Origin of the sequence: Nocardioides panaciterrulae (assembly GCF_013409645.1) — a bacterium.
Lineage (GTDB): Bacteria > Actinomycetota > Actinomycetes > Propionibacteriales > Nocardioidaceae > Nocardioides > Nocardioides panaciterrulae.
Genome location: NZ_JACCBG010000001.1, coordinates 234,357 through 258,402 on the forward strand (window position 1 = coordinate 234,357; position 24,046 = coordinate 258,402).

19 protein-coding genes are annotated in these 24,046 nt (G+C 74.2%); 9 read left to right on the top strand and 10 right to left on the bottom strand.

The genetic code is table 11. The features are described from left to right. The first annotated feature begins 38 nt into the window (after positions 1-38). The 4 genes from BJZ21_RS01140 (at position 39) to BJZ21_RS01155 (ending at position 5,888) form a co-directional block, all read left to right on the top strand. On the top strand, positions 39-1,619 hold the full coding sequence (locus BJZ21_RS01140) for an acyl-CoA carboxylase subunit beta (RefSeq protein ID WP_179665435.1): 1,581 nt from the start codon (positions 39-41) through the stop codon (positions 1,617-1,619). A gap of 70 nt (positions 1,620-1,689) precedes the next feature. Further along, complete coding sequence (locus BJZ21_RS01145) at positions 1,690-3,660, top strand: ATP-binding protein (protein ID WP_179662075.1); 1,971 nt, start codon at positions 1,690-1,692, stop codon at positions 3,658-3,660. Continuing rightward, positions 3,657-4,820, top strand: coding sequence for an acyl-CoA dehydrogenase family protein (locus BJZ21_RS01150; protein WP_179662076.1), 1,164 nt, complete (start codon positions 3,657-3,659; stop codon positions 4,818-4,820). Before BJZ21_RS01145 ends, BJZ21_RS01150 begins: the two co-directional genes overlap by 4 nt. A 54-nt stretch (positions 4,821-4,874) precedes the next feature. Next, on the top strand, positions 4,875-5,888 hold the full coding sequence (locus BJZ21_RS01155; protein WP_179662077.1) for a YhjD/YihY/BrkB family envelope integrity protein: 1,014 nt from the start codon (positions 4,875-4,877) through the stop codon (positions 5,886-5,888). On the opposite strand, the gene BJZ21_RS01160 is transcribed toward BJZ21_RS01155, so the two are convergent. The 9 genes from BJZ21_RS01160 to BJZ21_RS01200 form a co-directional block, all read right to left on the bottom strand. Continuing rightward, the gene (locus BJZ21_RS01160; protein ID WP_179662078.1) at positions 5,864-6,436 is read right to left on the bottom strand and encodes a protein-L-isoaspartate O-methyltransferase family protein; all 573 of its coding nucleotides are present in this window, start codon (positions 6,434-6,436) and stop codon (positions 5,864-5,866) included. The two genes, BJZ21_RS01155 and BJZ21_RS01160, sit on opposite strands and share 25 nt — an antisense overlap. Positions 6,437-6,753: 317 nt before the next feature. Further along, positions 6,754-7,569, bottom strand: a complete 816-nt coding sequence (locus BJZ21_RS01165; RefSeq protein ID WP_179662079.1) for a DUF1295 domain-containing protein — start codon at positions 7,567-7,569, stop codon at positions 6,754-6,756. Position 7,570: 1 nt separating this feature from the next. After that, the gene (locus tag BJZ21_RS01170; RefSeq protein WP_179662080.1) at positions 7,571-8,962 is read right to left on the bottom strand and encodes an SAM-dependent methyltransferase; all 1,392 of its coding nucleotides are present in this window, start codon (positions 8,960-8,962) and stop codon (positions 7,571-7,573) included. Further along, positions 8,959-10,353, bottom strand: coding sequence for an SAM-dependent methyltransferase (locus BJZ21_RS01175; protein WP_179662081.1), 1,395 nt, complete (start codon positions 10,351-10,353; stop codon positions 8,959-8,961). The genes BJZ21_RS01170 and BJZ21_RS01175 overlap by 4 nt, the downstream gene beginning before the upstream one ends. 4 nt (positions 10,354-10,357) lie before the next feature. After that, positions 10,358-12,418, bottom strand: coding sequence for an FAD-dependent oxidoreductase (locus BJZ21_RS01180; protein ID WP_179662082.1), 2,061 nt, complete (start codon positions 12,416-12,418; stop codon positions 10,358-10,360). Then, positions 12,418-13,134: an anti-sigma factor gene (locus BJZ21_RS01185; RefSeq protein WP_179662083.1), complete on the bottom strand. Its 717-nt coding sequence runs from the start codon at positions 13,132-13,134 to the stop codon at positions 12,418-12,420. Before BJZ21_RS01185 ends, BJZ21_RS01180 begins: the two co-directional genes overlap by 1 nt. Next, entirely contained in the window at positions 13,131-13,754 is a 624-nt protein-coding gene (gene sigK, locus BJZ21_RS01190) for an ECF RNA polymerase sigma factor SigK (RefSeq protein WP_179662084.1), read from the bottom strand. The genes BJZ21_RS01185 and sigK overlap by 4 nt, the downstream gene beginning before the upstream one ends. 39 nt (positions 13,755-13,793) lie before the next feature. Further along, entirely contained in the window at positions 13,794-14,450 is a 657-nt protein-coding gene (locus BJZ21_RS01195; RefSeq protein ID WP_179662085.1) for a fasciclin domain-containing protein, read from the bottom strand. An 83-nt stretch (positions 14,451-14,533) separates the two neighbouring features. Then, positions 14,534-16,099 carry a molybdopterin-dependent oxidoreductase gene (locus tag BJZ21_RS01200; RefSeq protein ID WP_179662086.1) on the bottom strand — a complete coding sequence of 522 codons (1,566 nt, stop codon included), beginning with the start codon at positions 16,097-16,099 and terminating at the stop codon, positions 14,534-14,536. 90 nt (positions 16,100-16,189) lie between these two features. On the opposite strand from BJZ21_RS01200, the gene BJZ21_RS01205 reads away from it, so the two are divergent. From BJZ21_RS01205 to BJZ21_RS01225, 5 genes are all read left to right on the top strand, one after another. After that, positions 16,190-16,960, top strand: coding sequence for an enoyl-CoA hydratase-related protein (locus BJZ21_RS01205; protein ID WP_246298434.1), 771 nt, complete (start codon positions 16,190-16,192; stop codon positions 16,958-16,960). 127 nt (positions 16,961-17,087) lie between these two features. Further along, positions 17,088-17,627 carry a SigE family RNA polymerase sigma factor gene (locus tag BJZ21_RS01210; RefSeq protein ID WP_343051893.1) on the top strand — a complete coding sequence of 180 codons (540 nt, stop codon included), beginning with the start codon at positions 17,088-17,090 and terminating at the stop codon, positions 17,625-17,627. Next, positions 17,624-18,931 carry a hypothetical protein gene (locus BJZ21_RS01215; protein WP_179662089.1) on the top strand — a complete coding sequence of 436 codons (1,308 nt, stop codon included), beginning with the start codon at positions 17,624-17,626 and terminating at the stop codon, positions 18,929-18,931. The genes BJZ21_RS01210 and BJZ21_RS01215 overlap by 4 nt, the downstream gene beginning before the upstream one ends. Before the next feature lie 166 nt (positions 18,932-19,097). Next, positions 19,098-21,284 (top strand): HelD family protein, encoded by a 2,187-nt coding sequence (locus tag BJZ21_RS01220; RefSeq protein WP_179662090.1) that lies wholly within the window; start codon positions 19,098-19,100, stop codon positions 21,282-21,284. 73 nt (positions 21,285-21,357) lie between these two features. Continuing rightward, positions 21,358-23,280, top strand: a complete 1,923-nt coding sequence (locus BJZ21_RS01225; protein WP_179662091.1) for an anthranilate synthase family protein — start codon at positions 21,358-21,360, stop codon at positions 23,278-23,280. Here BJZ21_RS01225 and BJZ21_RS01230 read toward each other — a convergent pair. Next, entirely contained in the window at positions 23,273-23,923 is a 651-nt protein-coding gene (locus BJZ21_RS01230; RefSeq protein WP_179662092.1) for a TetR family transcriptional regulator C-terminal domain-containing protein, read from the bottom strand. The genes BJZ21_RS01225 and BJZ21_RS01230 overlap by 8 nt on opposite strands. Between the last annotated feature and the right edge of the window lie 123 nt (positions 23,924-24,046).

Here is a 24,046-nt window from a genome sequence, read left to right on the forward strand (position 1 = left end):
AGCCCGCCGAGCCTGCCGAGCCCACGAACCGGGAGGCGATGCTGGAGAAGCTCGCCGCCCTCGACGCCGAGCACGCGAAGGCGGTCGCCGGCGGCGGGGAGAAGTACGTCGAGCGGCACCACGCCCGCGGCCGGCTGCTGCCCCGGGAGCGGATCGAGCTGCTGGTCGACGAGGGCTCGGCGTTCCTGGAGCTGAGCCCGCTCGCGGGCTGGGGCTCGGACTTCACCGTCGGCGCCAGCGTGGTCACCGGCATCGGCGTGGTCGAGGGCGTCGAGTGCCTGATCACCGCCAACGACCCGACCGTGAAGGGCGGCGCGAGCAACCCGTGGACGGTCAAGAAGATCTTCCGCGCCTCGCAGATCGCCGAGGAGAACGGGCTGCCGACGATCTCGCTGGTGGAGTCCGGCGGCGCCGACCTGCCGACCCAGAAGGAGATCTTCATCCCGGGCGGTCGGCTGTTCCGCGACCTAACCCGGGCCAGTGCCCGCAAGCAGCCGACGATCGCGCTGGTCTTCGGCAACTCCACCGCCGGCGGCGCCTACGTGCCGGGCATGAGCGACTACACGGTGATGGTCAAGGAGCAGGCCAAGGTGTTCCTCGGCGGCCCGCCGCTGGTGAAGATGGCGACCGGCGAGGAGTCCGACGACGAGTCGCTCGGCGGCGCCGAGATGCACGCGCGGACCTCGGGCCTGGCCGACTACCTCGCCGAGGACGAGCGCGACGCGATCCGGATCGGCCGCCGGATCGTGGCCCGGCTCAACTGGCGCAAGGCGTACTCCCCGGAGCATGTCTCGGGGCAGGGCCCGGGGCACGTCCCGGCGTACGCCGAGCCGGACCGGGACCCCGAGGGGCTCCTGGACCTGATCCCGACCGACCTGAGGGAGCCGTTCGACCCCCGCGAGGTGATCGCCCGCGTGGTCGACGGCGCCGGCCCCGGCAACGAGGTCGCCTTCGACGAGTTCAAGCCGCTCTACGGCCCGAGCCTGGTCACCGGCTGGGCGCGGCTCCACGGCCGGCCGGTCGGCATCCTCGCCAACGCCCAGGGCGTGCTGTTCTCCGAGGAGGCGCAGAAGGCGACGCAGTTCATCCAGCTCGCCAACCAGGTCGACACCCCGCTGCTGTTCCTGCACAACACCACCGGCTACATGGTCGGCAAGGAGTACGAGCAGGGCGGCATCATCAAGCACGGCGCGATGATGATCAACGCGGTCAGCAACAGCACCGTGCCGCACCTCTCGATCATCATGGGCGCCTCCTACGGCGCCGGGAACTACGGCATGAACGGCCGCGCCTACGACCCCCGGTTCCTGTTCACCTGGCCCAGCGCCAAGTCCGCGGTGATGGGGCCGGCCCAGCTCGCCGGCGTGCTGTCGATCGTCGCCCGGGCCGCCGCCGAGGCGCGCGGCAAGGAGTACGACGAGGCCGGCGACGCCGCGATGCGCGAGTTCGTCGAGGCCCAGGTCGAGGAGCAGAGCCTGCCGTTCTTCCTCTCCGGGCTGCTCTACGACGACGGGGTGATCGACCCGCGCGACACCCGCACCGTGCTGGGCATCTGCCTGTCGGTCATCGAGAACAAGCCCTACGCCGGCACCGACCGATTCGGGGTGTTCCGACCGTGATCAAGCGAGCAGCGGCGTGGGAGGAACGAGCGCCGCGACGGGCGCGTCGGGACCCAGTGAGGTGGGAGAAGTGATCAGCAGACTGCTCGTCGCCAACCGCGGCGAGATCGCCCGCCGGGTCTTCGCGACCTGCCGCCGGCTCGGCATCGAGACCGTGGCGGTGCACTCCGACGCCGACGCCGGCCTCCCGTTCGTCCGCGAGGCCGACGCCGCCGTGCGGCTGCCCGGCAACAGCCCCGCCGAGACCTACCTGGACGCCGCCCTCGTGCTCGAGGCCGCCCTGGGAGCCGGGGCGGACGCGCTGCACCCCGGCTACGGCTTCCTCTCGGAGAGCGCCGACTTCGCCCGCGCCGTCATCGAGGCGGGCATGGTCTGGGTCGGCCCCGCGCCCGAGTCCATCGAGCAGATGGGCTCCAAGGTCGAGTCCAAGAAGCTGATGGACGCCGCCGGCGTCCCGGTCCTCGCGAGCCTCACCGCCGAGACCGCCACCGAGGCCGACCTGCCGTTGCTGGTGAAGGCCTCCGCAGGCGGCGGCGGACGCGGCATGCGGATCGTACGGGCGCTGGACGAGCTGCCGGCCGAGATCGAGAGGGCGTCGGCCGAGGCGACGTCGGCGTTCGGCGACGGCACCGTCTTCGTCGAGCCGTACGTCGAGCGCGGCCGCCACGTCGAGGTCCAGGTCGTCGGCCATCAGCACGGGGTCCTGGTGCTCGGGGAGCGCGACTGCTCGATCCAGCGACGTCATCAGAAGGTCGTCGAGGAGACCCCGGCGCCTCGGCTGCCCGAGGCCACCCGCACCGCCCTGCACGACGCCGCCCGCGCGGCCGCGAAGGCGATCGACTATCGCGGTGCCGGCACCGTGGAGTTCCTCTACGACGCCGGGTCGGACCGGTTCTTCTTCCTCGAGATGAACACGCGCCTCCAGGTCGAGCACCCCGTCACCGAGCTGGTGCACGGGGTCGACCTGGTCGAGCTCCAGCTCGCCGTGGCCGAGGGGCGCCCGCTGGACCCGCGCGCGATCGGCGAGACCTACGGCCACGCGATCGAGGTCCGGCTCTACGGCGAGGATCCGGCCGCCGGATGGCAGCCCCAGAGCGGGCGGCTCACGCTGGTCGACATCCCGGGCGTGGATGCCGAGTTCGACCTGCTCAACCGGCCCGGCCTCCGGCTGGACTCCGGTGTCGAGAGCGGCAGCGAGGTGTCCACGCACTACGACGCGATGCTGGCCAAGGTGATCGCGTGGGCGCCGACGAGGGCGCTGGCGGCGCGACGGCTCGCGGATGCGCTCGCCAAGGCGCGGATCCACGGCGTCCTCACCAATCGCGACCTGCTGGTCGGCATCCTGCGGGACGAGGCGTTCCTCGCCGGTGAGGTCAGCACCCAGTTCCTGGTCGACCGGCCGGCACCGGCCCCGACGTACGACGTGGGCGCGCGACTGGCCGCGACCTACCTCGTCGTGCGCGCCGCCGCCGCCCGGCGCACCGTGCAGCAGGGGATCCCGGCCGGCTGGCGCAACGTGCGCAGCCGGCCGTCGGAGGTCGTCTGGCGCGAGGGCGAGCACGAGCACGAGGTCGCGTGGTGCGGCGGCCGCGACGGCCTCTGGTTCCCGATGGCTGACGCCGAGGTGCTCGCCGAGGGCCCGGACTGGGTGCGGCTGCGCTTCGAGAAGGAGACCACCACCTACCGCGTGGCGCTGGCCGCGGACGGCTCGAGCGCGGACGTGGACAGTCCGCGCGGCCACGTCCGGCTGGTCCGGGTGCCGCGGTTCGTGGACCCGGCCGACGCCGTGGCCAGCGGCAGCCTGCTCGCGCCGATGCCCGGCACCGTGGTCCGGCTCGCGGTCGAGGCCGGGGCGCGGGTCGCGGCTGGCCAGCCGGTGCTGGTGCTCGAGGCGATGAAGATGCAGCACACCGTGGCGGCGCCGGTCGCCGGCACGGTCACCGAGCTCCCGGTCAGCACCGGGCAGCAGGTGGCGGCGGGCGACGTGCTCGCCGTGGTCGCGACCGACCATCAGGAGCCCGAAGGAGGCGAGGAGTCATGACGCACGCGTTCATCGAGTCCGAGGAGCGCCAGGAGCTGCGCAAGGCGGTGGCGAGCCTGGCCGCGAAGTACGGCCGCGACTACTTCGTCGCCCAGGCCCGCAGTGGCGGCAAGACCACCGACCTGTGGCTCGACATCGGCCGGCACGGCTACCTCGGCATCAACATCGCCGAGGAGTACGGCGGCGGCGGCGGGGGCATCGGGGACATCGCCGCGGTCTGCGAGGAGCTCGCCGCCCAGGGCTGCCCGCTGCTGCTGATGGTCGTGAGCCCGGCGATCTGCGGCACGATCATCGGCCGCTACGGCACGCCGGAGCAGAAGCAGCGCTGGCTGCCCGGGCTGGCCGACGGCACCGGCACGATGGCGTTCGCGATCACCGAGCCCGACGCCGGCACGAACTCCCACAACATCACCACCACCGCGCGCCGGGATGGCGACGGCTGGGTGCTCAACGGGCGCAAGATCTGGATCTCCGGCATCGACGAGGCGCCCAACGTGCTGGTCGTCGCGCGGACCGAGGACAGTCGCACCGGCCGGCTCAAGCCCTGCCTGTTCGTGGTGCCGACCGACGCGCCGGGCTTCGAGGCGAACCCGATCCCGATGGAGATCGTCTCGCCGGAGAAGCAGTTCCAGGTGTTCATCGACGACGTCCGGCTGCCCGACGACGCGCTGGTGGGTGAGGAGGACGGTGGGCTGGTGCAGCTGTTCGCCGGGCTCAACCCCGAGCGGATCATGGCGGCGGCGTTCAGCCTCGGCCTGGCGCGGTTCGCGCTGGAGAAGGCCACCGCGTACGCCAAGCAGCGCACCGTCTTCCAGGCGCCCATCGGCAGCCACCAGGCGATCGCGCACCCGCTCGCGCAGTCGCACATCGAGATCGAGCTGGCTCGGCTGATGAACCAGAAGGCGGCCGCGCTCTGCGACGCCGGGGACGACCTGGCCGCCGGCGAGGCCGCGAACATGGCGAAGTACGCCGCCGCCGAGGCGGCCTGCGCCGCGGTGGACCGCGCGGTGCAGACCCACGGCGGCAACGGGATCAGCCAGGAGTACGGCATGGCCGGGCTGCTGGTCGCCACCCGGGCCGGCCGGATCGCGCCGGTCAGCCGGGAGATGATCCTGAACTTCGTGGCGATGCACTCGCTGGGGCTGCCGAAGTCGTACTGACCTCGGCGGCCGGCGTACGCCTGTCCTGCGGGGGCGGCCGGTAGGTTGGGGCGCGTGGGGAAGGTCGCCGACACTCTCGACCACGGGCAGCGGCGGTTCCCTCCCGTGGCGGTCCCGATCGCGGTCGTCTACAAGTTCTTCGACGACCAGGGCAACTACCTCGCCGCGATCATCACCTACTACGCGTTCGTGGCGATCTTCCCGCTGCTGCTGCTGGCGACCTCGATCTTCGGGTTCGTGCTCCAGGGGAACCCCGACCTGCAGGCGCAGGTGCTGAGCTCGACGCTGAGCCAGTTCCCGATCATCGGGGAGCAGCTCGGCCGGCCCGAGGGCCTGCAGGGGTCGGTGACCGCGATCGTGGTCGGCGGGCTGGCGGCGCTCTACGGCTCCCTCGGGCTCGGCCAGGCCATCCAGAACGCCATGAACATCGCCTGGTCGGTGCCCCGCAACAGCCGGCCGAACCCGATCCTGCTGCGGCTGCGCAGCCTGTTCCTGCTGGTGACGGCCGGCGCCGCGGTGGTCGCGATCTCGGTGCTCTCGGCGCTGGTGAGCAACACCCAGGTGCTCGCGAACGCCGGCGGCTGGCTCGGCTGGGTGGTCCGCATCGGGACCGTGCTGGTCGTCGGCGTGGTGCTGATGCTGCTGTTCCGGGTGGCGGCGGCCCGCGACCACCCGCTGAAGGCCGCGGCGCCCGGGGCGTTCTCGGTCGCCGCGATGTGGCAGGTGCTGCAGTACGTCGGCACCTGGTACGTCACCCACGTGCTCACCGAGACCAGCGCGATGAACCAGACCTTCGGGCTGGTGCTGGGGCTGGTCGGGCTGATCTACATCGCCTCGGTGATGGGCGTGCTGGGCATCGAGATCAACGTGGTGCTGGCCCGCCGGCTGTGGCCCCGCGCGCTGCTCACGCCGTTCACCGACGCGGTGCAGCTCACCGACGCCGACCGCAAGGCCTACGCCAGCTATGCCCGGGCCCAGCGGCACAAGGGCTTCGAGCGGGTCGACGTCAGCTTCGACGGCCGCGACGGACCGGGCGAACCGGATCACCTCAGCGGCACGAAGCGGTAGCTCCCGTGCCGGCCGGTGCGCACCTCGCCGGCGGTGTCCTTCTCCACCAGCAGCATCCAGCCGGCCACCGGGATCACCAGCCGGCCGGGCGCGGCCAGCTGGTCGACCATCTCCGCGGGCAGCGCGCGGGCGCCCGCGGAGACCAGGATCGCGTCGTACGGCGCCTGCGCCGGCCAGCCCAGCACGCCCTCGACCGCCGGCGCGATCCGGGCCCACGGCTGGCCGGTCCGGGCCAGGTGGTCGGCCCCGAACCGCACCAACTCCGGCTCGATCTCCACCCCCACCACCGTCCCGGCGGGACCGGTCAGGTGCGCCAGCAGCGCGGTGGTCCACCCCGACCCCGACCCCACGTCGAGCACCCGCTGCCCGGGCCGCACCTCCAGCAGCCGGAGCATCGCCTCGACCGTGCGCGGCTGGGAGCAGGTCTGGCCATGGCCGATCTGGATCGGCCCGTCGAAGTCCGCGCGCCGCTGCTGTCCCGCGGGCAGGAACCGTGCCCGCGGGCAGGCCGCGAACGCCGCGGCGACACGGTCCGGTCCGGCGTCCATGGGTCCCGAGTCAACCGGCGCGCCGGTGGCAGGACAAGGAGGTGCAGCTCGAGATTGCCGCCGGGGTGGCCGGAGCCCGGCGGTGGTCCCGCTCCGGGGTGTACGCACGTGCGTACACCCCGGAGCGAGCCCCCGACCGGCCGCCGAGCCGTCCCGCGCGACCGTGAGCCCGGACCGCGTCGATTCCGCCCGTCCCGCCGCCCCCGCCGGGCCGCTGCAGGAATCCCCGGCTGACCGGTGATCCCTGCGCTTGATGGGCGTTGCAACGCCCCTCAAGCGAGAGTTTCCCCGGCTGGCCGGGGATTCCTGCAGGCCGGTCAGCGCCGCGGTGGCCGGGGCACGAACATCGGCACCCGGGCGGCGTACTCGTCCCACCCCGGGCGCCGGGACATCGTCCGCTCGAGCAGCTTCGCGCCGGTGACGTTGCGCAGGAAGAGCGTCATCACGACCGGGCTGAGCACGGTGAGCAGGCCGGGCAGCCAGCCGGCGGCCAGCCCGGCCACCAGCCACAGCCCCCACCACACGCAGGCGTCGCCGAAGTAGTTCGGGTGCCGGGTCCAGCCCCACAGCCCGCGGTCCATCACCGGCGGGCGCTCGTCGCGCGGCCGCGCCTTGTAGCGCCGCAGCTGGGCGTCGCCCACCGCCTCGAAGACCAGGCCGACCAGCCACACCGCGACCCCGGCGACCGCGGCCCACGACCAGGCGGTGCCGAGCGCCGCGCCCACCGCGACCGGCAGCGCGACGAACCACTGGGCCACGCCCTGCACCGCGAAGACCCGGCGTACGGCGGCCGCCATGCCCACCTCGCGCAGCGACCCACCGAGCATCTCGGCGTAGCGCGGGTCCTCGTGGCCGCCCCCGCCGACCGCCCGCCGGCGCACGTGCCAGGCCAGCCGCAGCCCCCACACCGCCACCAGCAGCGCGACCAGCCAGCGCCGGGCGTCCGCGCCGTCGACCGCGGTGCCCACCGCCGCGGTCACGACCGCGGTCACGACGAAGCCCAGCCCCCACGCCACGTCGACCACCGCGACCACGCCGAGCTGCCGGGCCCGCAGCGCGGCCGCCGCCATCGTCACGACCGCGCACAGCAGCGCGACGAGGACGACGACCAGCACGCCGGTCCCGGTGGACATCTCAGGAGCCCCGGGTCGGCGGCAGGTCGTGGGCGGCGCCGGGCCGCACCATCAGGATCTGGTCGACGCCCATCCGCCCGTCGCGGAACGCCATCGAGCCGCCGACCAGGTAGAGCCGCCACACGCGCACGACCTCCTCGCCCACCAGCTCGGCCAGCCGGTCCCGGTTCGCCTCGAAGCGCTCCAGCCAGCCGTCCACCGTGCGCACGTAGTGCTCCCGCAGCGCGTGCACGTCCCGGACCTCGAGCCCCCCGCGCTCCAGGTACGCGACGGTCTCGCCGACCGGGCGCATGTACATGTCCGGCGCGATGAACGACTCGATGAACGGGCCGCCACCGGGCCACCTCCCGGTGCGCGACATCTGCTGCACCAGCACCCGGCCGCCGGGGCGGACCGAGCGGCGCAGCACCTCGGCGTACGTCGGGTAGTTGCGCTCCCCGACGTGCTCGCCCATCTCGAGGGAGGACACCGCGTCGAAGTGGTCGCGCTCGGGCACCTCGCGGTAGTCCTGCAGCCGGATCTCGACCCGGTCGGCGAGCCCCCGCTCGGCGATCCGCGCGTCGATGAACCGCTTCTGCTCGGCGGCGATCGTCACGCCGACCACCCGGGCACCGAAGTGCTCGGCGGCGTGCAGCGACAGCGACCCCCAGCCGCAGCCGACGTCGAGCAGGGTGCTGCCCTCGGCCAGTCCGAGCTTGCGGCAGACCAGCGACAGCTTCGCGTGCTGGGCCTCCTCGAGCGTGGTGTCCTCGCTCGTGAAGTAGCCGCACGAGTACGCCATCGACTCCTCCAGGATCAGCGAGTAGAACTCGTTGGAGAGGTCGTAGTGGTGGCTGATCGCCCGCCGGTCGCGCAGCGGGCTGTGCAGCCGGCCGCGCACCCGGGCCTGGGAGGCCGGCGGGGCCGGCGGCCGGCCGAGCAGCGCCGCGCGCAGCTCGGGCACGCCGAGCAGGGTGCGGACCGCGGCCGCCAGCGCGGTGGGCGAGGGCCGGGAGCCGGACAGGCCCCGCTGCGCCGCGACCGCGAACGCGTGGGCGAGCGCCCGGTCCAGGGTCCAGCCGTCCACCTCGGGCACGTCGAGCTCGCCGGTCACGTAGGCCTGCGCCGCGCCCAGCTCCCCGGGGTGCCACAGCAGCCGGCGTACGGCGTCGGGCGAGCGCAGCTCGACCCGCGGCCCGTCGGCGGGGCCCGCCTCGGAGCCGTCCCAGGCCCGCAGCCGGACCGGGAGCTCCCCGCCGACGAACGGGCGGGCCGCCTCGGCCAGCGCGGTCGCGACCCCACCGGGGGCCGGGCTCCGGCCGTCGGTGGCCGGGGACCGGCCCGGGCCCGCGGTGTCAGCGGTGGCCGGGCTGGCGGGGGTGGCGGGGGTGGCGGGGGTGGCCGTGTCGGTCATCGGCGGGCCTCCTCGGGCCGGGCGAGGGTGATCTGGTTGACGTCGATGTAACCAGCGTCGAAGCCGGCGCGGGAGTACTCCAGGTAGAAGTGCCACATCCGCAGGAACGTCTCGTCGAAGCCCAGCGCCAGCACCTGCTCGGAGGCCTCGGCGAAGGCCCGGTCCCAGCGGCGCAGCGTCTCGGTGTAGTGGGCCCCCATCGAGAGCCGGTCGGTGACCCGCAGCCCGGTGCGCCGGCGGGTGACCTGGTCGATGACCTCGACCGAGGGCAGGAAGCCGCCGGGGAAGATGTACTTGTTGATCCACGTGTAGGTGTTGCGGGTGGCCAGCATCCGGTCGTGCGGCATGGTGATCGCCTGGATCGCGACCTTCCCGCCCGGGGCGAGCACCCGGTCGATGGTCTCGAAGTAGGTGGCCCAGTACTCGTGGCCGACGGCCTCGATCATCTCCACCGACACCACCGCGTCGTAGCGCACGTCGCTGGTCGGGCCGGTCGAGACCTCGCGGTAGTCGCACAGCTCCACGTCCACCAGGTGCGCGAGCCCGGCGGCGGCGATCCGCTGCTCGGCGAGCTCCTTCTGCTCCACCGACAGCGTGATCGTGTGCACCCGGGCGCCCCGGCGGGCGGCGCGCAGCGCGAGCTCGCCCCAGCCGGTGCCGATCTCCAGCACCCGGGTGCCCTCCCCGACGCCGGCCTGGTCGAGCAGCCGCTCCACCTTGCGGGCCTGGGCCTCGAGCAGGTCCTCCCCGGAGCCGGGTCCGTCGGTGCCGGGTCGGTACGGCGAGGTCGCCTGCCGGAAGTCGCCGCGGTCGACGATGTCGGAGTCGAAGAGCGCCGCGGAGTAGCTCAGCGACGGGTCCAGGAACAGCTGGAACAGCTCGTTGGACAGGTCGTAGTGGTGCGCGATGTTGTCGCGCGACCCCCGGGTGGTGTTCCGGGTCCGGCGCGGGGTGCGCGGCACGGCGATCGCTCGCAGCCGCTGCAGCGGCCGGGGCACCAGGTCGCTCAGCTGGGCGGCGAGCACCGTGAGGAACCCGGCCAGGTCCTCGGCCTCCCAGGCCCCGGTGAGGTAGGCCTCGCCGAAGCCGATCAGGCCGTCCCTCCCCAGCCGGTCGAACAGCTCGCCCGGCCGGTGCACCACCATCCGCGGGCCGCCGCGGCCGTAGGTCGTGACGCTGCCCGAGCCGGGGGCGTCCTCGGCGAGCACCTCGACGGTCACCGGCAGCCGGCGGACGGCGCCGAGGAACAGCTGGCGGGCGACCTTCGCGGACACCCGGGTGCGTAGGCCGGCCGGGACCCGATCGAGTCCCGGCCAGTCGCTGAGCGCCTCGCGGATGTTCTCGGCGGTGGCCTCGCGGGTGGTCTCGGGACGGGAGGGGGCAAGGGTCATGGGGTCAGACACCTTCCTGGTGGTGCTGCGGTCGCTGACGGACCGGCAGTCGTCGGGCCCACAGGCGCAGGCCGTGGGCGCGGATGAGGAGCGAGCCGCGTAGCGCGGCCGGAGCTGCCCGGAGCGCTCGGCGTCGCGAGCCCGGGCCGGTGGCGCCCCCCGGCAGTCGCGCCCCGGTGAGGGACGCGCTGAAGGTGGCGCCGTCGTCGGTGTGCAGGCTGACCGCGACGTGCAGGCGGTCCCCGGGGACGGGGACCGCGAGGTCGTAGGAGCCGTCGGTGCCGTGGAACGGCGAGACGTACATCGCCTTGCCCACGCGGGCCCGGCCCTGCGGGTCGGGTTTGACGAGGTAGGCGTGCCGGTCGCCGTAGGTGTTGTGCACCTCGACGACGGTGGCGATCCGGTCGCCGGTCGCGTCGAGGCACCAGAACACGCTGATCGGGTTGAAGCAGTAGCCGAACGCGCGCGGGTGCGCGGCCATCAGCACCCGGCCTCGGCCGGCCGGGCCGTCCAGCGCGACGCCGTGCTTGGCCAGGAACGTCGCGACGTTCTCCCGGATCGTGCGGTGCGGGTCGCCGAGGTGGTCACGCGCCTCGAACCGGCCAAGGACCGGGGCCAGCGGGCCGTGCTGCGGCAGGTCGTCGAGGTCGACCAGCCAGGTGTGCGAGTGGTTCTCGAAGCTGCGCCGGAACGGCGTCCGCCGGGTGTGCCGGATCGTGGTGGCGTAGACGCCGGTCGCCGGTTCCGGGGTCTCGGGACGCTGCGCGCTCGCCCCCCGATCGCCGGAGGGCTGCCAGGTGAGGCCGAGGCGGGCGGCGGCGGCCGCGCCGGAGCGCGCGCCGTCCTCGTGGAAGCCCCAGCCGTGGTAGGCGCCGGCGAACGCGAGCCGGTCGGTGGCGATCTCCGGCAGCCGCCGCTGGGCGGCCACGGAGGCGGGGGTGTAGAGCGGGTGCTCGTACTCCATCCGGTCGATCACCGTGGCCGGGTCGACCAGGTGCTCGCCGCCGAGCGTGACCAGGTAGTGGGTCTCGGTGGGCAGCCGCTGCAGCCGGGTCAGGTCGTAGGTGACCGTGACGTGGCCGCGCGCGGCCTCCGGCCGGCGGAAGTTCCACGACGCCCGGGCGTTGCGGGCGTGGGGCAGCAGCGAGGCGTCGGTGTGCAGCAGCGCGGTGTTGGGCGAGTACGGCATCGCGCCCAGCACCTCGCGCTGGGCCGGCGTCGGGTCGGCCAGCATCGCCAGCGCCTGGCCCGGGTGGGTCGCGACGACGACCGCGTCGTACGTCTCGACGCCGCCGTTGCCGTCGGTGACCTCGACGCCGGTCGGGGTCTCGGCCACCGAGGTGACCTTGGTGCCGGTCCGGACCTCGTGCAGCCGGGCGGCGACCCGCTCGACGTAGGTGCCCGACCCGCCGGTGACCGTGCGCCACGGGGGCGAGCCGAAGATCGCGAGCATCCCGTGGTGCTGCAGGAACGTGAACAGGTAGCGCGCGGGGTAGTCCAGCGCCAGCTCCGGGTCGCAGGACCACACGGCGGCGACCACCGGCTCCATGAAGTGGCGCCGGAAGTCGCCGGAGAAGCCGCCCGCGTCGAGGAACGCCCGCAGCGTGGTCCCGTCCGAGGCCGGGTCCGCCTCGCCGGTGGCCAGCAGCGCCCGGGCCCGGCGGTGGAACCGCGGGATCTCGGTGAGCATCCGCAGGTACGCCGGGCGCGCGAGGTGCGCGCGGGTCGGGAACAGCCCGCGGCGCCCGAGCGCGCCGGCCCACTCCAGCCCCGAGGCGTCGTCGCGGATCGACATCGACATCTCGGAGTCCTGCGTCTGCACGCCGAGCTCGGCGAACAGCCGCAGCAGCGTCGGGTAGGTCCGCTGGTTGTGCACGATGAAGCCGGTGTCGATCGCCAGCGTGCCCGTCGCGGTCTCGACCCGGTGGGTGTCGGCGTGGCCGCCGAGCCGGTCGTCGGCCTCGTACAGGGTCACCCGGGCCGTCCCGGCCGCGACGTACGCAGCGGTCAGCCCGGCGACCCCGGAGCCGACGACGGCGACCCGGGCGGGGGTGGTGCTCCCCATCAGGCGTTCTCGAACCTGAACAGGAGCACCGGGTCCGAGGTGGGCACGGTCGAGCCACCCGGCGGCTCGACCGTGATCCCGGCGCCGATGGCGTCGGCGGCGTCACCGGAGAGCAGCACCGAGGTGGCGCCGTCGGGCATCAGCCCGGCCGGCACCATGCCCTTGTCGGGGTCCTGGAGCCAGAGCTCGTAGACCTTGCCCGCGGGCGGGGCGGGCATGTTCTTGGTGAGCAGCACGGCCTCGTTCATCGACCGCGAGCGTACGAGGGTGGCCTCGCCGTCCCCGTCGACAGTCTTCGTCACCCGCTGGGCGTCCGCGGCGCGGAGCACCCGCTGGATCGCGGACGGCTGGGCCTGGGAGGAGTCGTCGGTCCACGGGTGCCAGACCGTGCCGCCCACGCCGAGCGCGGCCACCACGGCGGCCGCGGCGGCCAGCGGCGCGAGCCAGCGGCGGCGGTGCGGCGCGGACGGGCCGGCGGCACCGGTGTGCGGGGGCAGCGGGCGCACCGTCGCGATCTCCGACAGCACCCGGACCCGCAGGGCCGGGTCGGGCTCGAGGGCGGAGGTCTCGGCCATCAGCGCCGCCGCCTCGCGCAGCTCGTCGACCTCGGCCCGGCAGACCGCGCACTCGGCGAGGTGCCGCTCGAAGCGGGCCTGCTCCAGCTCGTCGAGGGCGTCGACGGCGTAGGCGCCGGACAGCGCATGCATGTCGCTCATCTTCCCACCCCCATCGCGTCTCGTAGTCGGATCAGGCCGTCCCGGATCCGGGTCTTGGCGGTGCCGACCGGCAGGTCGAGCATCGTCGCCACCTCCGTATGTGTGTAGCCCCCGAAGTACGCCAGCTCCAGGGCCTCGCGCTGCACCTCGGTGAGGTGGGCCAGCGCGCCCCGGACCCGGTGGGCCTCGAGCGAGGCCTCGGCGGCCTCCGCGGTCGCGTCATGGTCGACCGGCTGGTTCTGCTGGTGGTAGGTCAGGTCCCGGCGGCTCGAGGCCTCCGCGGACCGGACCCGGTCCACCGCCTTGCGGTGGACGATCGTGAGGATCCAGGACAGGGCGCTGCCGCGGGCGGGGTCGAACCGGGTCGAGCTCCGCCACACCTCGAGGTAGGCCTCCTGGGTCACCTCTTCGGCCTGTGCCGGGTCGCGGACCACCCGGACCGCCAGGCCGTACGCACGGCGCGACGTCGCGTCGTACAACGCGGCGAAGGCGCCCTGGTCGCCTCGGCCGGACCTGCGGAGCAGGTCGGCCAGCTGTCCGTGCGTGTCGGCCGCGGCGGCGGGCGCCGGCGCCCCCTCGATCGAGGGGGCGCCGTCCCGCACGGGCCGGATGGGGTCCACTCCTGGAATCCTTCCGTGAACGTCTCTCGACAAACCCGATCAGCTGTTCGGCATCAGCACCGTGTCGACCACGTAGACCGTGGCGTTCGCGGTCGGGATGTTGCCGCACAGGATCTTGGCGTTCTCGTCGCCGACAGTGAAGTCCTCGCCCGAGCCCTTCACGGTGACGGTATCGCCCGCCAGCGTCTTGTGGGTGCCGGCGAGCTGGTCGGGCGAGAGCTGCTCGCCGATCACGTGGTGCGACAGGATCGTGGTCAGCGTCTTCTTGTCCTTGAGGACGCTGTCCAGCGTCTTGGACGGGATCTTGCCGAACGCGTCGTCGGTCGGCGCGAAGACGGTGATGCCCTGGGCGGAGTTCAGGGTGTCCCCGAGGCCCGCGGCGCCGACCGCCTTGACCAGGGTCTGCAGCAGGGGGTTCGCGCTGGCGGCGGTCGCGACCGGCTGGGTGGCCATGCCGCCGAAGGAGCCGGCGCCCGAGGTCGGGATCGCCGAGCAGCCGGGGCCGAAGGTCTGCGCACCGGCGTCGGACGCCATCGAGTCCGAGCTGCTGTTGTCACTGGGCGTCGACGACATGCTGGTGCTGTCGGATGCCGAGGCGCTGGTGTCGTCGCTGTTCCCGCAGGCGGCCAGGCCCATGGTGGCGGTGAGGGCCAGGGCGGCGAGCCCGCCCGTGCGGCGGAGGGTGTTGCTCTTCATGGTTCTTCGGACCTTCCGTTGGTGGGGCTGACAGGAGTGATTCGGTGCGGCCGGGTGGGCGGATTGCCCGACGGGGCAGCGGGTCATGTGACGGTGACCACGACCTGCTGCAGGCCGCTGGAGCCGTCCGGGAACGGGGTCGCGCGGACCGCGGTCTGCTGCTCGCCCCGGCCGTCGGTGGCGCGCACGGTGAGCGTGTGCCGGCCGCTGCCGGCCGACCAGGGCAGGTACCACTGCCGCCAGTAGTCGTTGCCGGCCGAGGGGCCCAGCCGGGCCTCCTGCCAGGGGCCGCCGTCGATGCGCACCTCGACCTTCGCGACCCCGCCGCGGTGCTGCGCCCACGCGACGCCGCCGATGAGGGTGCGGCCGGCGTCGATCGTGGCCAGCGGCCGGGGCGTGTCGATCCGGCTGGCGATCTTGATGGGGGCGTCGGTGGCCCAGCCGCGCTGGGTCCAGTAGGCGTCGTGCTCGGCGTAGGTGGTCAGCGTCATCCGGGTGATCCACTTGGTGGCGCTGATGAAGCCGTACAGGCCGGGGACGACCATCCGGGCCGGGAACCCGTGCTCGCGGGGCAGCGCCGCGCCGTTCATGCCGATCGCGATCATCGCGTCCCGGCCGTCGGTGGCCAGCTCCAGCGGGGTGCTGATCGTCATGCCGTCCACGTCGGTGGACAGGATCTGGTCGGCCCCGGTGTGCCCGATGCCGGCCCGGTCGAGCAGGTCGGTCAGCGACACGCCCAGCCAGCGCGCGCCGCCGACGTAGTGGCCGCCGACCTCGTTGGACACGCAGGTCAGCGTGATGTCCCGCTCGATCAGGTCCATCTGGGTCAGGTCGTCGAAGCTGAACCCGACCTCGCGGTCGACGTCGCCGTCGATGGTCAGGCGCCAGCCGTCCAGGCCGACGGCGGGCAGGGTGAGGCGCGTGTCGACCCGGTAGAAGTCGGAGGTGGCGGTGCGGAACGGCGTGATGCCGGGCACCCGGTCGTCCAGCCCGGCCGGAAACGCCGGCGCCGGGTCGTCGGGCGCCGGCAGCGCCACGTCCTCCGGGCGGGTGAGGTAGGAGCCGATCCACCGGCCGATCCCGCCCATCGCGGCGGCCGCGACGGTCAGCGTGCCGGAGGCGACCAGCACCGCCCGGCGGCTGGTGCCCCGGTGGCTGGTGTCCCCGTGGCTGGTGTCCCGGTGCCGGTCGTCGGCGGCCGCGGATCCGGCCGGAACGGCACCGGAGGTCGTCCTGGTCACCAGCCAGGCCAGCGCGCCGACGCCGGCGATGGCCGCGACCACGCTCGGCAGCACCTCGATCGGCCCCGCGGTCGGCCGGGACAGCGCGGCCGCCGCCGCGATCGCCACCAGGACGACCAGCAGCGCGGCGCCGTACGCCAGCCGGCGGCGCGCGAGCAGGCCCGCGACCGCGGCCAGCAGCAGCACCCCGACCAGCACCGACCCGACCAGCACGGTCTTGTCGTTGCTCCCGAAGTGGGCGATCGCCCACTCCTTCAGCGGGGTCGGGGTCAGGTCGATGACGGCCGAGCCGACGGCCAGCACCGGGGAGGCGGACGGCTCCGTCAGCGCGGCGACGAGGTGGCCGGCGGCGACCCCGACGAGGGTGGCGAGCACGCCGAACCAGGCATGGAGCAGTCGTGAGGTCATGGGGGTGATTCGGAGCGGCGGCCGTCGCGGATCCCAGGCGGTGTCCTGCCTCACACCCGGCCGGCGGTGGGGTGCGGCAGGATGGACCGCATGCCTGACGTCCCCAGCGAGCTCGTCCACTACGCCACCGACGGCCCCCCGGAGGCGCGGGTCGCGACGCTCACGCTGGACAGCCAGCACAACCGGAACGCGCTCTCCCGCCAGCTGGTCGGCGAGCTCTTCGACGGGCTGCGCCGCGCCGAGGCCGACCCGGCGGTGCGGGTGGTGCTGGTCCGGGCGGAGGGCCGGGTCTTCTGCTCCGGCGCGGACCTCTCCGAGGCCAGCGCGGGCGGCATGGAGGAGGGCGCCCGCCGGATCGTGGAGCTCCAGCGGCTGATCGTGTCGATGGACAAGCCGGTGGTCACCCGGCTGCACGGCGCGGTGCGCGCCGGCGGCATCGGCATCGTCGCCGCCTCGGACCTCGCGATCGCCGCCGAGGACGCCACATTCGCGCTGACCGAGGTCAAGCTCGGCCTGGCCGCCGCGATCATCTCGCTCACCGTCCACCACCGGATGAACCCGCGGGCCGCGGCGCTGACCACGCTGGGCGGCGAGGTGTTCACCGGCCGCGACGCCGCGGCGTACGGCCTGGTCACCGCCGCGGTGCCGGCGGAGGAGCTGGACGCCGAGGTGTCGCGGCTCTGCGCCTCGCTGGCCACCGGGACCCCGCAGGGGCTGCGGGAGTCCAAGCGGATCCTCAACGCCGACCTGCTCGCGCGCATCGACGCCGGCGGGGAGGAGATGGCGGCGCTCAGCGCCCGGCTGTTCGCCTCCGAGGAGGCGCGCGCGGCGATGACCGCGTTCCTGAACCGCAAGAAGTAGCCGCCGACGACCTCGGCGAGTTCCGGGGCAACCAATTGGGGCAACCATCCGGGACCGCCACCCGGTAGTACCGGATATGACCGCACTGGCCGGATCGCGAGACACCGCGACCACCTCGGGGAGACCGGTGGACGACACGCACGCTGAGGACCGGGTCGACTTCGACGAGTTCGTGGCGGCCCGGTCCTCCGGGCTGCTGCGCACGGCGTACCTGCTGACCCACGACCACGCGCTGGCCGAGGACCTGCTGCAGACCGCGCTCGCCAAGGCGTGGTTCGCCTGGGCGCGGATCTCGGGGCGTCCGGAGCCTTACGTCCGCAAGATCCTGGTCAACACCTACGCCTCCTGGTGGCGTCGCCGCTGGAACGGCGAGCTGGCCACCGAGGAGCTCCCCGAGCACCCGGCCGGCGACGCGACCGTGGCGGTCGACGCCGGCCACGACCTGTGGACCGCGATGGGCCGGCTGCCGCGGCGGCAACGGGCGGTGGTGGTGCTGCGCTACTTCGAGGACCTGACCGAGGCCGAGACCGCGCGGCTGCTCGGCTGCTCGGTCGGCACGGTCAAGAGCCAGACCAGCAAGGCGTTGGCGAAGCTGCGGATCGACCCGTCCCTCGCCGACGGCACCGACCCGGGCTCGAGGACGGACGAGATGGAGGGCCTGCGATGAGCACGACCGACGAGCTGCGCGCCGTCCTCGGCGACCATGCGGCCGGGGTGGCCGACCACGATCTGCACGTGCGCCCGGTCGCGGTGCGCGAACGCGTCCGGGTCGTGCGCCGCCGCCGGCGCGGCCTGGTCGCCGCCGCGGTCGCGGTGGTGCTGACCGCCGCCGGGGTGGGCCTGCTCCCGACCCTGGGCGGTGGCGCGCCCGAGCCGGCCGGGCCGCCCCACCGGCTGGCGGGTCACGACGTGCCGGCCCGGGTCAGCGTGCTCGGCTTCGGCTACCGCTACGCCGACGCGGTGCCGCCCCGCGAGGTCGCCGGAGGCCGGGTGCGGCTGCCCGCGTCCGACCGCGGCCGGGTCGTCTCGCTCGTCGCCGACGGCCTCGGCGACGGGGTCGCGACGCTCTTCGTCGGGAACGAGCCGGTCGCCCGGTCGCTGGCCGGCGGCTCGCTGGAGCGGCCGGTGCCGGTCCCGGCCGACGCCACCACGCTGCGGGTGCGGCTGCACGACGCCCCCGCTGGCGCCACCGCCGCGCTCGCGGTCTACCAGCGCGACGGGCGGATGCCGGACGGCGTGAGCAACGGCTCGGCGGTGTTCCGCCGGACGGTCGCCGGCGCCGACCTGTTGGCCGGCCGGTTCTCCGAGCCCGGGCAGGCCGTGCTCCGGTTCGGGTTCACCGGCGCCCTGGGCGAGGTCTCGTTCGCCGACTACTGCACCGGCGTCCCCCGGCGGCTGGCGCTGCACGTCGCCATCGACGGCGACGGCTACGTCTCCTCGCCCTGCGGCGACGCCGCCGAGGACGCCGGCCTCACCGACTTCTCCGTCGAGGACCCCGGCCCGGTGCAGCAGCACCGCGTCCGGGCCTGGCTCGCCCCCGGCACCGGCCAGGACGCCCGGCCGGTCGCCGTGCCCGGCGCCGTGATCGGCCTGGCCGCCTACGGCGAGCAGGCCGCCGACCCGGTCGTCCAGGGCATGCGGGTGCCCACCACCGTGGAGGACGCCGGGCGCACCTGGACCCTGGACCGGATGATCGACAACGGCGCCGGCTCCCACGTGCTCGCCCACTCCTTCGACACCGCCGACGGGCCGCTGGTGCTCGGCTACGTCAGCAGCGGCGGCCACCTCGGCCTGCGCCTCGACGGCCGGCTGGTGCCCGCGACCGAGACCGGCGCGTGGGGTACCGGGCCATCCCTGTCCGGTCCCGGGACCGTGCTGCTCCCCGGCGACCACTACCGGGTGACGCTCGGCGAGGAGCGGCCCGGACGGACGTTCCGCGGGACGCTGCTGGTCTACCGGCCCGCGGACTGATCCGCCGCCCCGGGGGTGGGGCCGGGTGGGCCGTAATTGCGTGCGCGCGCGGGGGGAGCAGGTAGGCTTGTCGACTCGCCGGTCGCGTGGGGCCGGCCCCCTCCCGCAGCGCAGCGGCCGGACCGGCCGGGCGGGGGGACGTGTTCGGGGCCGAGGGGAACATCCGTTGTCAGAACAGCTCGTCGAGAACGAGATCGGTCGTGAGCAGGCCGTCGTCGACAGGGTCTACGTGCAGCTCAAGGAGTCGGCCCGGGCCGCTCAGGAGCTGGCGCGGGAGGGGCACGGCCGGGGTCGGCTGGGTCACGAGGGTGGCCTGGTCGAGCGCGACGCCATGGTCTTCCAGGCCGCCCGGCGGATCGCCCAGCTCGACGCCGCCCACGAGGGCCTGGTGTTCGGGCGGCTCGACCTCACCGAGGACCTCGATCCCGAGCCGCGCTACATCGGCCGGATCGGGCTGCGCGACGAGAACCGCGACTCGCTGCTGATCGACTGGCGCGCCCCCGCCGCCGCGGTGTTCTACCAGGCCACGGCGGCCGAGCCGCACGGCGTCGTACGCCGCCGTGTCCTGCGCTGCCTGGGTCCGACGGTGGTCGGTGTCGAGGACGAGCTGCTCGACCCTGACAGCCCAGGGGCCGAGGCGCTTCCGATCATCGGCGAGGGCGCGCTGATGGCCCAGCTGTCCCGGGCCCGGGACCGCTCGATGCACTCGATCGTCGCCACCATCCAGGCCGAGCAGGACAAGGCGATCCGGGCACCCGGCAAGGGCGTGGTGTCGATCTCGGGCGGCCCGGGCACCGGCAAGACGGTCGTCGCGCTGCATCGCGCGGCGTACCTGCTCTACACCGACCGCCGCCGCTACGAGGGCGGCGGCGTGCTGATCGTCGGCCCGAGCGGGGTGTTCATGCGCTACATCGAGCGGGTGCTGCCCTCGCTCGGTGAGACCGCGATCGCGCTGCGCTCGCTCGGCGAGGTCGTGGACGGGGTCCGCGCGACCCGGCACGACGAGCCGGCGGTCGCCGACGTCAAGGGCTCGGCCCGGATGGCCGAGGTGGTCCGGCGTGCGGCCCGGCAGCAGGCGCCGGGGAGCCCCCGGGAGTTCCGGGTGTTCTGGCGCGACGACGTGATCGTCCTCGACCGCGGGGTGCTGGGCCGGCTGCGCCGCCAGCTGATGTCGCAGGGCCGCCGCAACCGGCAGCTGCCGCGGGTGGCCAACACGCTGCTCGACGCGATGTGGCGCCAGGTCCGGGGCGAGCGCGGCCGCGAGCGGGGCCGCGAGGCGTTCAACGACGAGATGCTCTCCAGCCGCGCGTTCGTGGACTTCGCGCTGGCCTGGTGGCCGCCGCTCGAGGCGACCGAGGTGCTGTCCTGGCTGCGCGACCCCGAGTTCCTGTCCCGGGTCGCCGAGGGCGTGCTCGCCGCGGAGGAGCAGCGGCTCCTGTCGAAGTCGTGGAGCGGCGACGGCTCGCTGTCGGTGGAGGACGTGCCGCTGCTCGACGAGCTGCGCTACGCGCTGGGCGACGTGCCGCAGCGCAGCGACGACGAGCGCGAGCTCGACGACACCGCCCTGCTGCAGGGCGGCCACGACCTCCAGGAGCTGGTGACCGCCGCCGACCGCGAGTACGCGCCTGCCGGGCGGCCCTGGACGCCCCCGACCAACCGGATCGAGGACGACCCCTACGCCCACGTCCTGGTCGACGAGGCGCAGGACCTCACGCCGATGCAGTGGCGGATGGTCGGGCGCCGCGGCCGGACCGCCTCCTGGACGATCGTCGGCGACCCCGCGCAGTCCTCGTGGCCGGTGCCCGAGGAGTCCGCGGCCGCGCGGGCCGCGGCCCTGGAGGGCAAGGAGCTGCACGAGTTCCACCTGTCCACCAACTACCGCAACTCCTCCGAGATCTACGCCCACGCCGCGGCGTACGCCAGCCGGGTCGGCCTGGACGCCGACCTGCCCACCGCCGTCCGCTCGACGGGGGTGGAGCCGGAGGAGGTCACCGGGGTCACCGACCTCGAGGCGGCGACCCGGCAGGCCGTGGCCGACGTGGCGGGCCGGGTCGAGGGCACCGTCGGGATCGTGGTGCCGGTGGCCCGGCGCTCGGAGGTCAACGCCTGGCTGGCGTCCTGGCCGGAGCTCGCCGAGGACGCCGCCGGTGCGCGCGCCGCGGTGGACTCCTCGGTCACGCCGTCCGGCGAGGACCGGGTCGTCGTGCTGACCGGCCTGGACACCAAGGGCCTGGAGTTCGACGGCATCGTCGTGGTCCGGCCCCAGGAGATCGAGGACGAGTCGGCCACCGGCCGGGCCACGTTGTACGTCGTGCTCACCCGGGCCACGCAGCTGCTCACCACGCTGTCCTGAGTCGCCGGCACGGCCGCCCGGCGGGGCGTGGACCGTGGCGGTCGTGCGGCTCGGGGCCAACTAGGCTGCGGCCATGGCTTCCACGACCGACGCCCGGGCCGCGATCGAGGCGCTCCAGGGGCACGAGGCGTGGGCGATCATCCGCCGCTCGACCCGGGCCGGGGACCGGGACACGGTCGGCCTGGTCGGGGGCAAGCGGCGGGTGGTGGAGTCGCTGCTCGACGTACCGCTCGAGGAGGGCCCGCCCGAGGACGGCCACATCGCCGACCGCCTGCTGGCGGTGCCGTTCCGGCAGGTGGCCGAGCGCGGGTTCGAGGCCCACGACGACGGCACCCCGCTGGTGGTGGTCGAGGTCGAGACCGAGCTCGAGTTCTCCGTCGCGGAGGTGATCGACGCGATCGACGACGCCGGCGTCGAGCTCGCCGACCCGGGCGGCTTCGAGACCAGCGACGAGGAGTACGGCAAGCTCGTCGAGACGATCATCCGCGACGAGATCGGCCAGGGCGAGGGCGCCAACCTCGTCATCGGCCGGCACTACCGCGCGCGGGTCGCCGACTGGGGGGTCGCGGCGGCCCTGACCGTGTTCCGCCGGCTGCTCGAGCGCGAGCGCGGCGCCTACTGGACCTACGTCTTCTTCACCGGCGACCGCTACCTCATCGGCGCCAGCCCCGAGCGGCACGTCTCGATCCACGGCGGCGACGTGCGGATGAACCCGATCAGCGGCACCTTCCGCCTGCCCGCCGACGGCGACACCCGGGCCCAGCTCCTGGACTTCCTCCACGACGAGAAGGAGATCTACGAGCTCTTCATGGTCGTCGACGAGGAGCTGAAGATGATGTGCGACCTGTGCCACGAGGGTGGCCAGGTGCTCGGCCCGTTCCTCAAGCCGATGAGCCGCCTGATCCACACCGAGTACCTCCTCGCCGGCCGCACCAGCCGGGACCCGCGCGAGGTGCTCCGCGACACGATGTACGCCGCCACGGTCACCGGCTCCCCGGTGGAGAACGCCTGCCGGCTGATCCGCAAGTACGAGCAGCAGGGCCGCGGCTACTACGGCGCCGCCCTGGCCGTGCTCGGCCGCGACCCCGAGGGCGGCCCGGTCGTGGACAGCCCGATCGTGATCCGCACCGCCGACGTCGGCCTCGACGGGCGGCTCACCGTCACCGCCGGCGCGACCCTGGTCCGCGACTCCGAGCCGGCGTCCGAGGTCGCGGAGACGCACGCCAAGGCCGGCGGCATCCTCAGTGCCTTCGGGCTGGTGCCGCCCGCCCCGGCGCCGCGGGCCGACCTCGCCGAGCTGGTCGCCGACGAGGACGTGCTGATCGCGCTGAACTCCCGCAACCGCCGGCTCTCGTCGTTCTGGCTCACCGACCAGGGCGGCTCCGCCCCCGACCCGCGGCTGGCCGGACGCAGCGTGGTGATCCTCGACGGCGAGGACGACTTCGTGAACATGCTGCGCCACCTGCTGGGCGTGCTGGGCATGACCAGCACCGTGGTGCGCCATGACGAGTACGCCGCCGGCGCGCTCGACGGGTTCGACCTGGTCATCGTCGGACCCGGCCCGGGCGACCCCCGGGACGGGGCCGACCCGAAGATCGCGACGATGCGCGCGGCGGTCGCCTCGCTGCTCGCGCAGGGCCGGCCGTTCCTGGCGGTCTGCCTGGGTCACCAGGCGCTGTGCCACGAGCTGGGGATCCCGCTCGCCTACAAGGACATCGTCTTCCAGGGCACCCAGTCGCCGGTGGCCATCGGCGGCCGCGAGGAGCGGGTGGGCTTCTACAACACCTTCGTCGGCCGGGTCCCGACCGGCGGCGAGGGGGGCGGTCTGGCCGGGGGGCTGCCCGAGGGGGTCACCGTCGAGGCCGACCCGGCCACCGGCGACGTGCACCTGGTGCGCGGGCCGCACTACCGGGGGATCCAGTTCCACGCCGAGTCGATCCTCACCCAGCACGGCTACGACCTGGTCCACGACCTCGTCGTCGACCTGCTCACCTGACCCGAGCCGGGCCGACGGGGGGAGGTGCCCCGTCTCCGGGCCCGTCTCCGGGAGGGGGGTCCGTGGTGGTCGAACGTTCGTCCACCACCCGGGCCTGCCGCTCCAGGGCCAGGCCGGTGTGGTGGAGGTGAAGGGCCAGCGCCCGCTCGGCGCACTCGAGCGGGAGCGGGTCGCGGCCGGCGGTCATGCCTGAGAGGAGGCCGTCGATGAGTGCCGCCAGCGCCACCAGCTCGGGCGCCCCGGCGTCGAGCAGGGTGGTGCGCATGAGGATCTGCCGCTCCTCGTCACGGATGTGCGCGACCACCTCGGCCACGTCCTGCTCCGAGCGGGCCAGCTCCACGAAGGCGAGCCAGACCCGCGCGCGGTCGAGATCGTCCGGACGGCGGGGGAGCAGGCCGACCGGTCCGCGCTGGTGGCACGCCCACGTCGCGTACCGCGTCCGCGCGGCGCCGACCTTCGCCGCGGACACGCTGAGCAGCCGGGCACGATTGTCGAACTGGTGGAGCAGCGAGGAGGGGCTCATCCCGATCTCGCCGGCCACCGCGCGCAGGGACAGGGCGGGCAGTCCACCGCGGAGGACGATCCGGCAGACGGAGTCCACGATCAGGTCGCCGCGGTCGGCGTAGTCGATCTTGCGGGGCACCCGGCCAGCCCACCACGAGATCGCTGCCCGGCGCCGGGCTCGTCCACAGGCGGGCGGCGCCGGGTCAGTCCCGCGGATCGGGCCCCGGTGGTGGTCGAACGTTCGTCCACCGGCGGTCGGGCC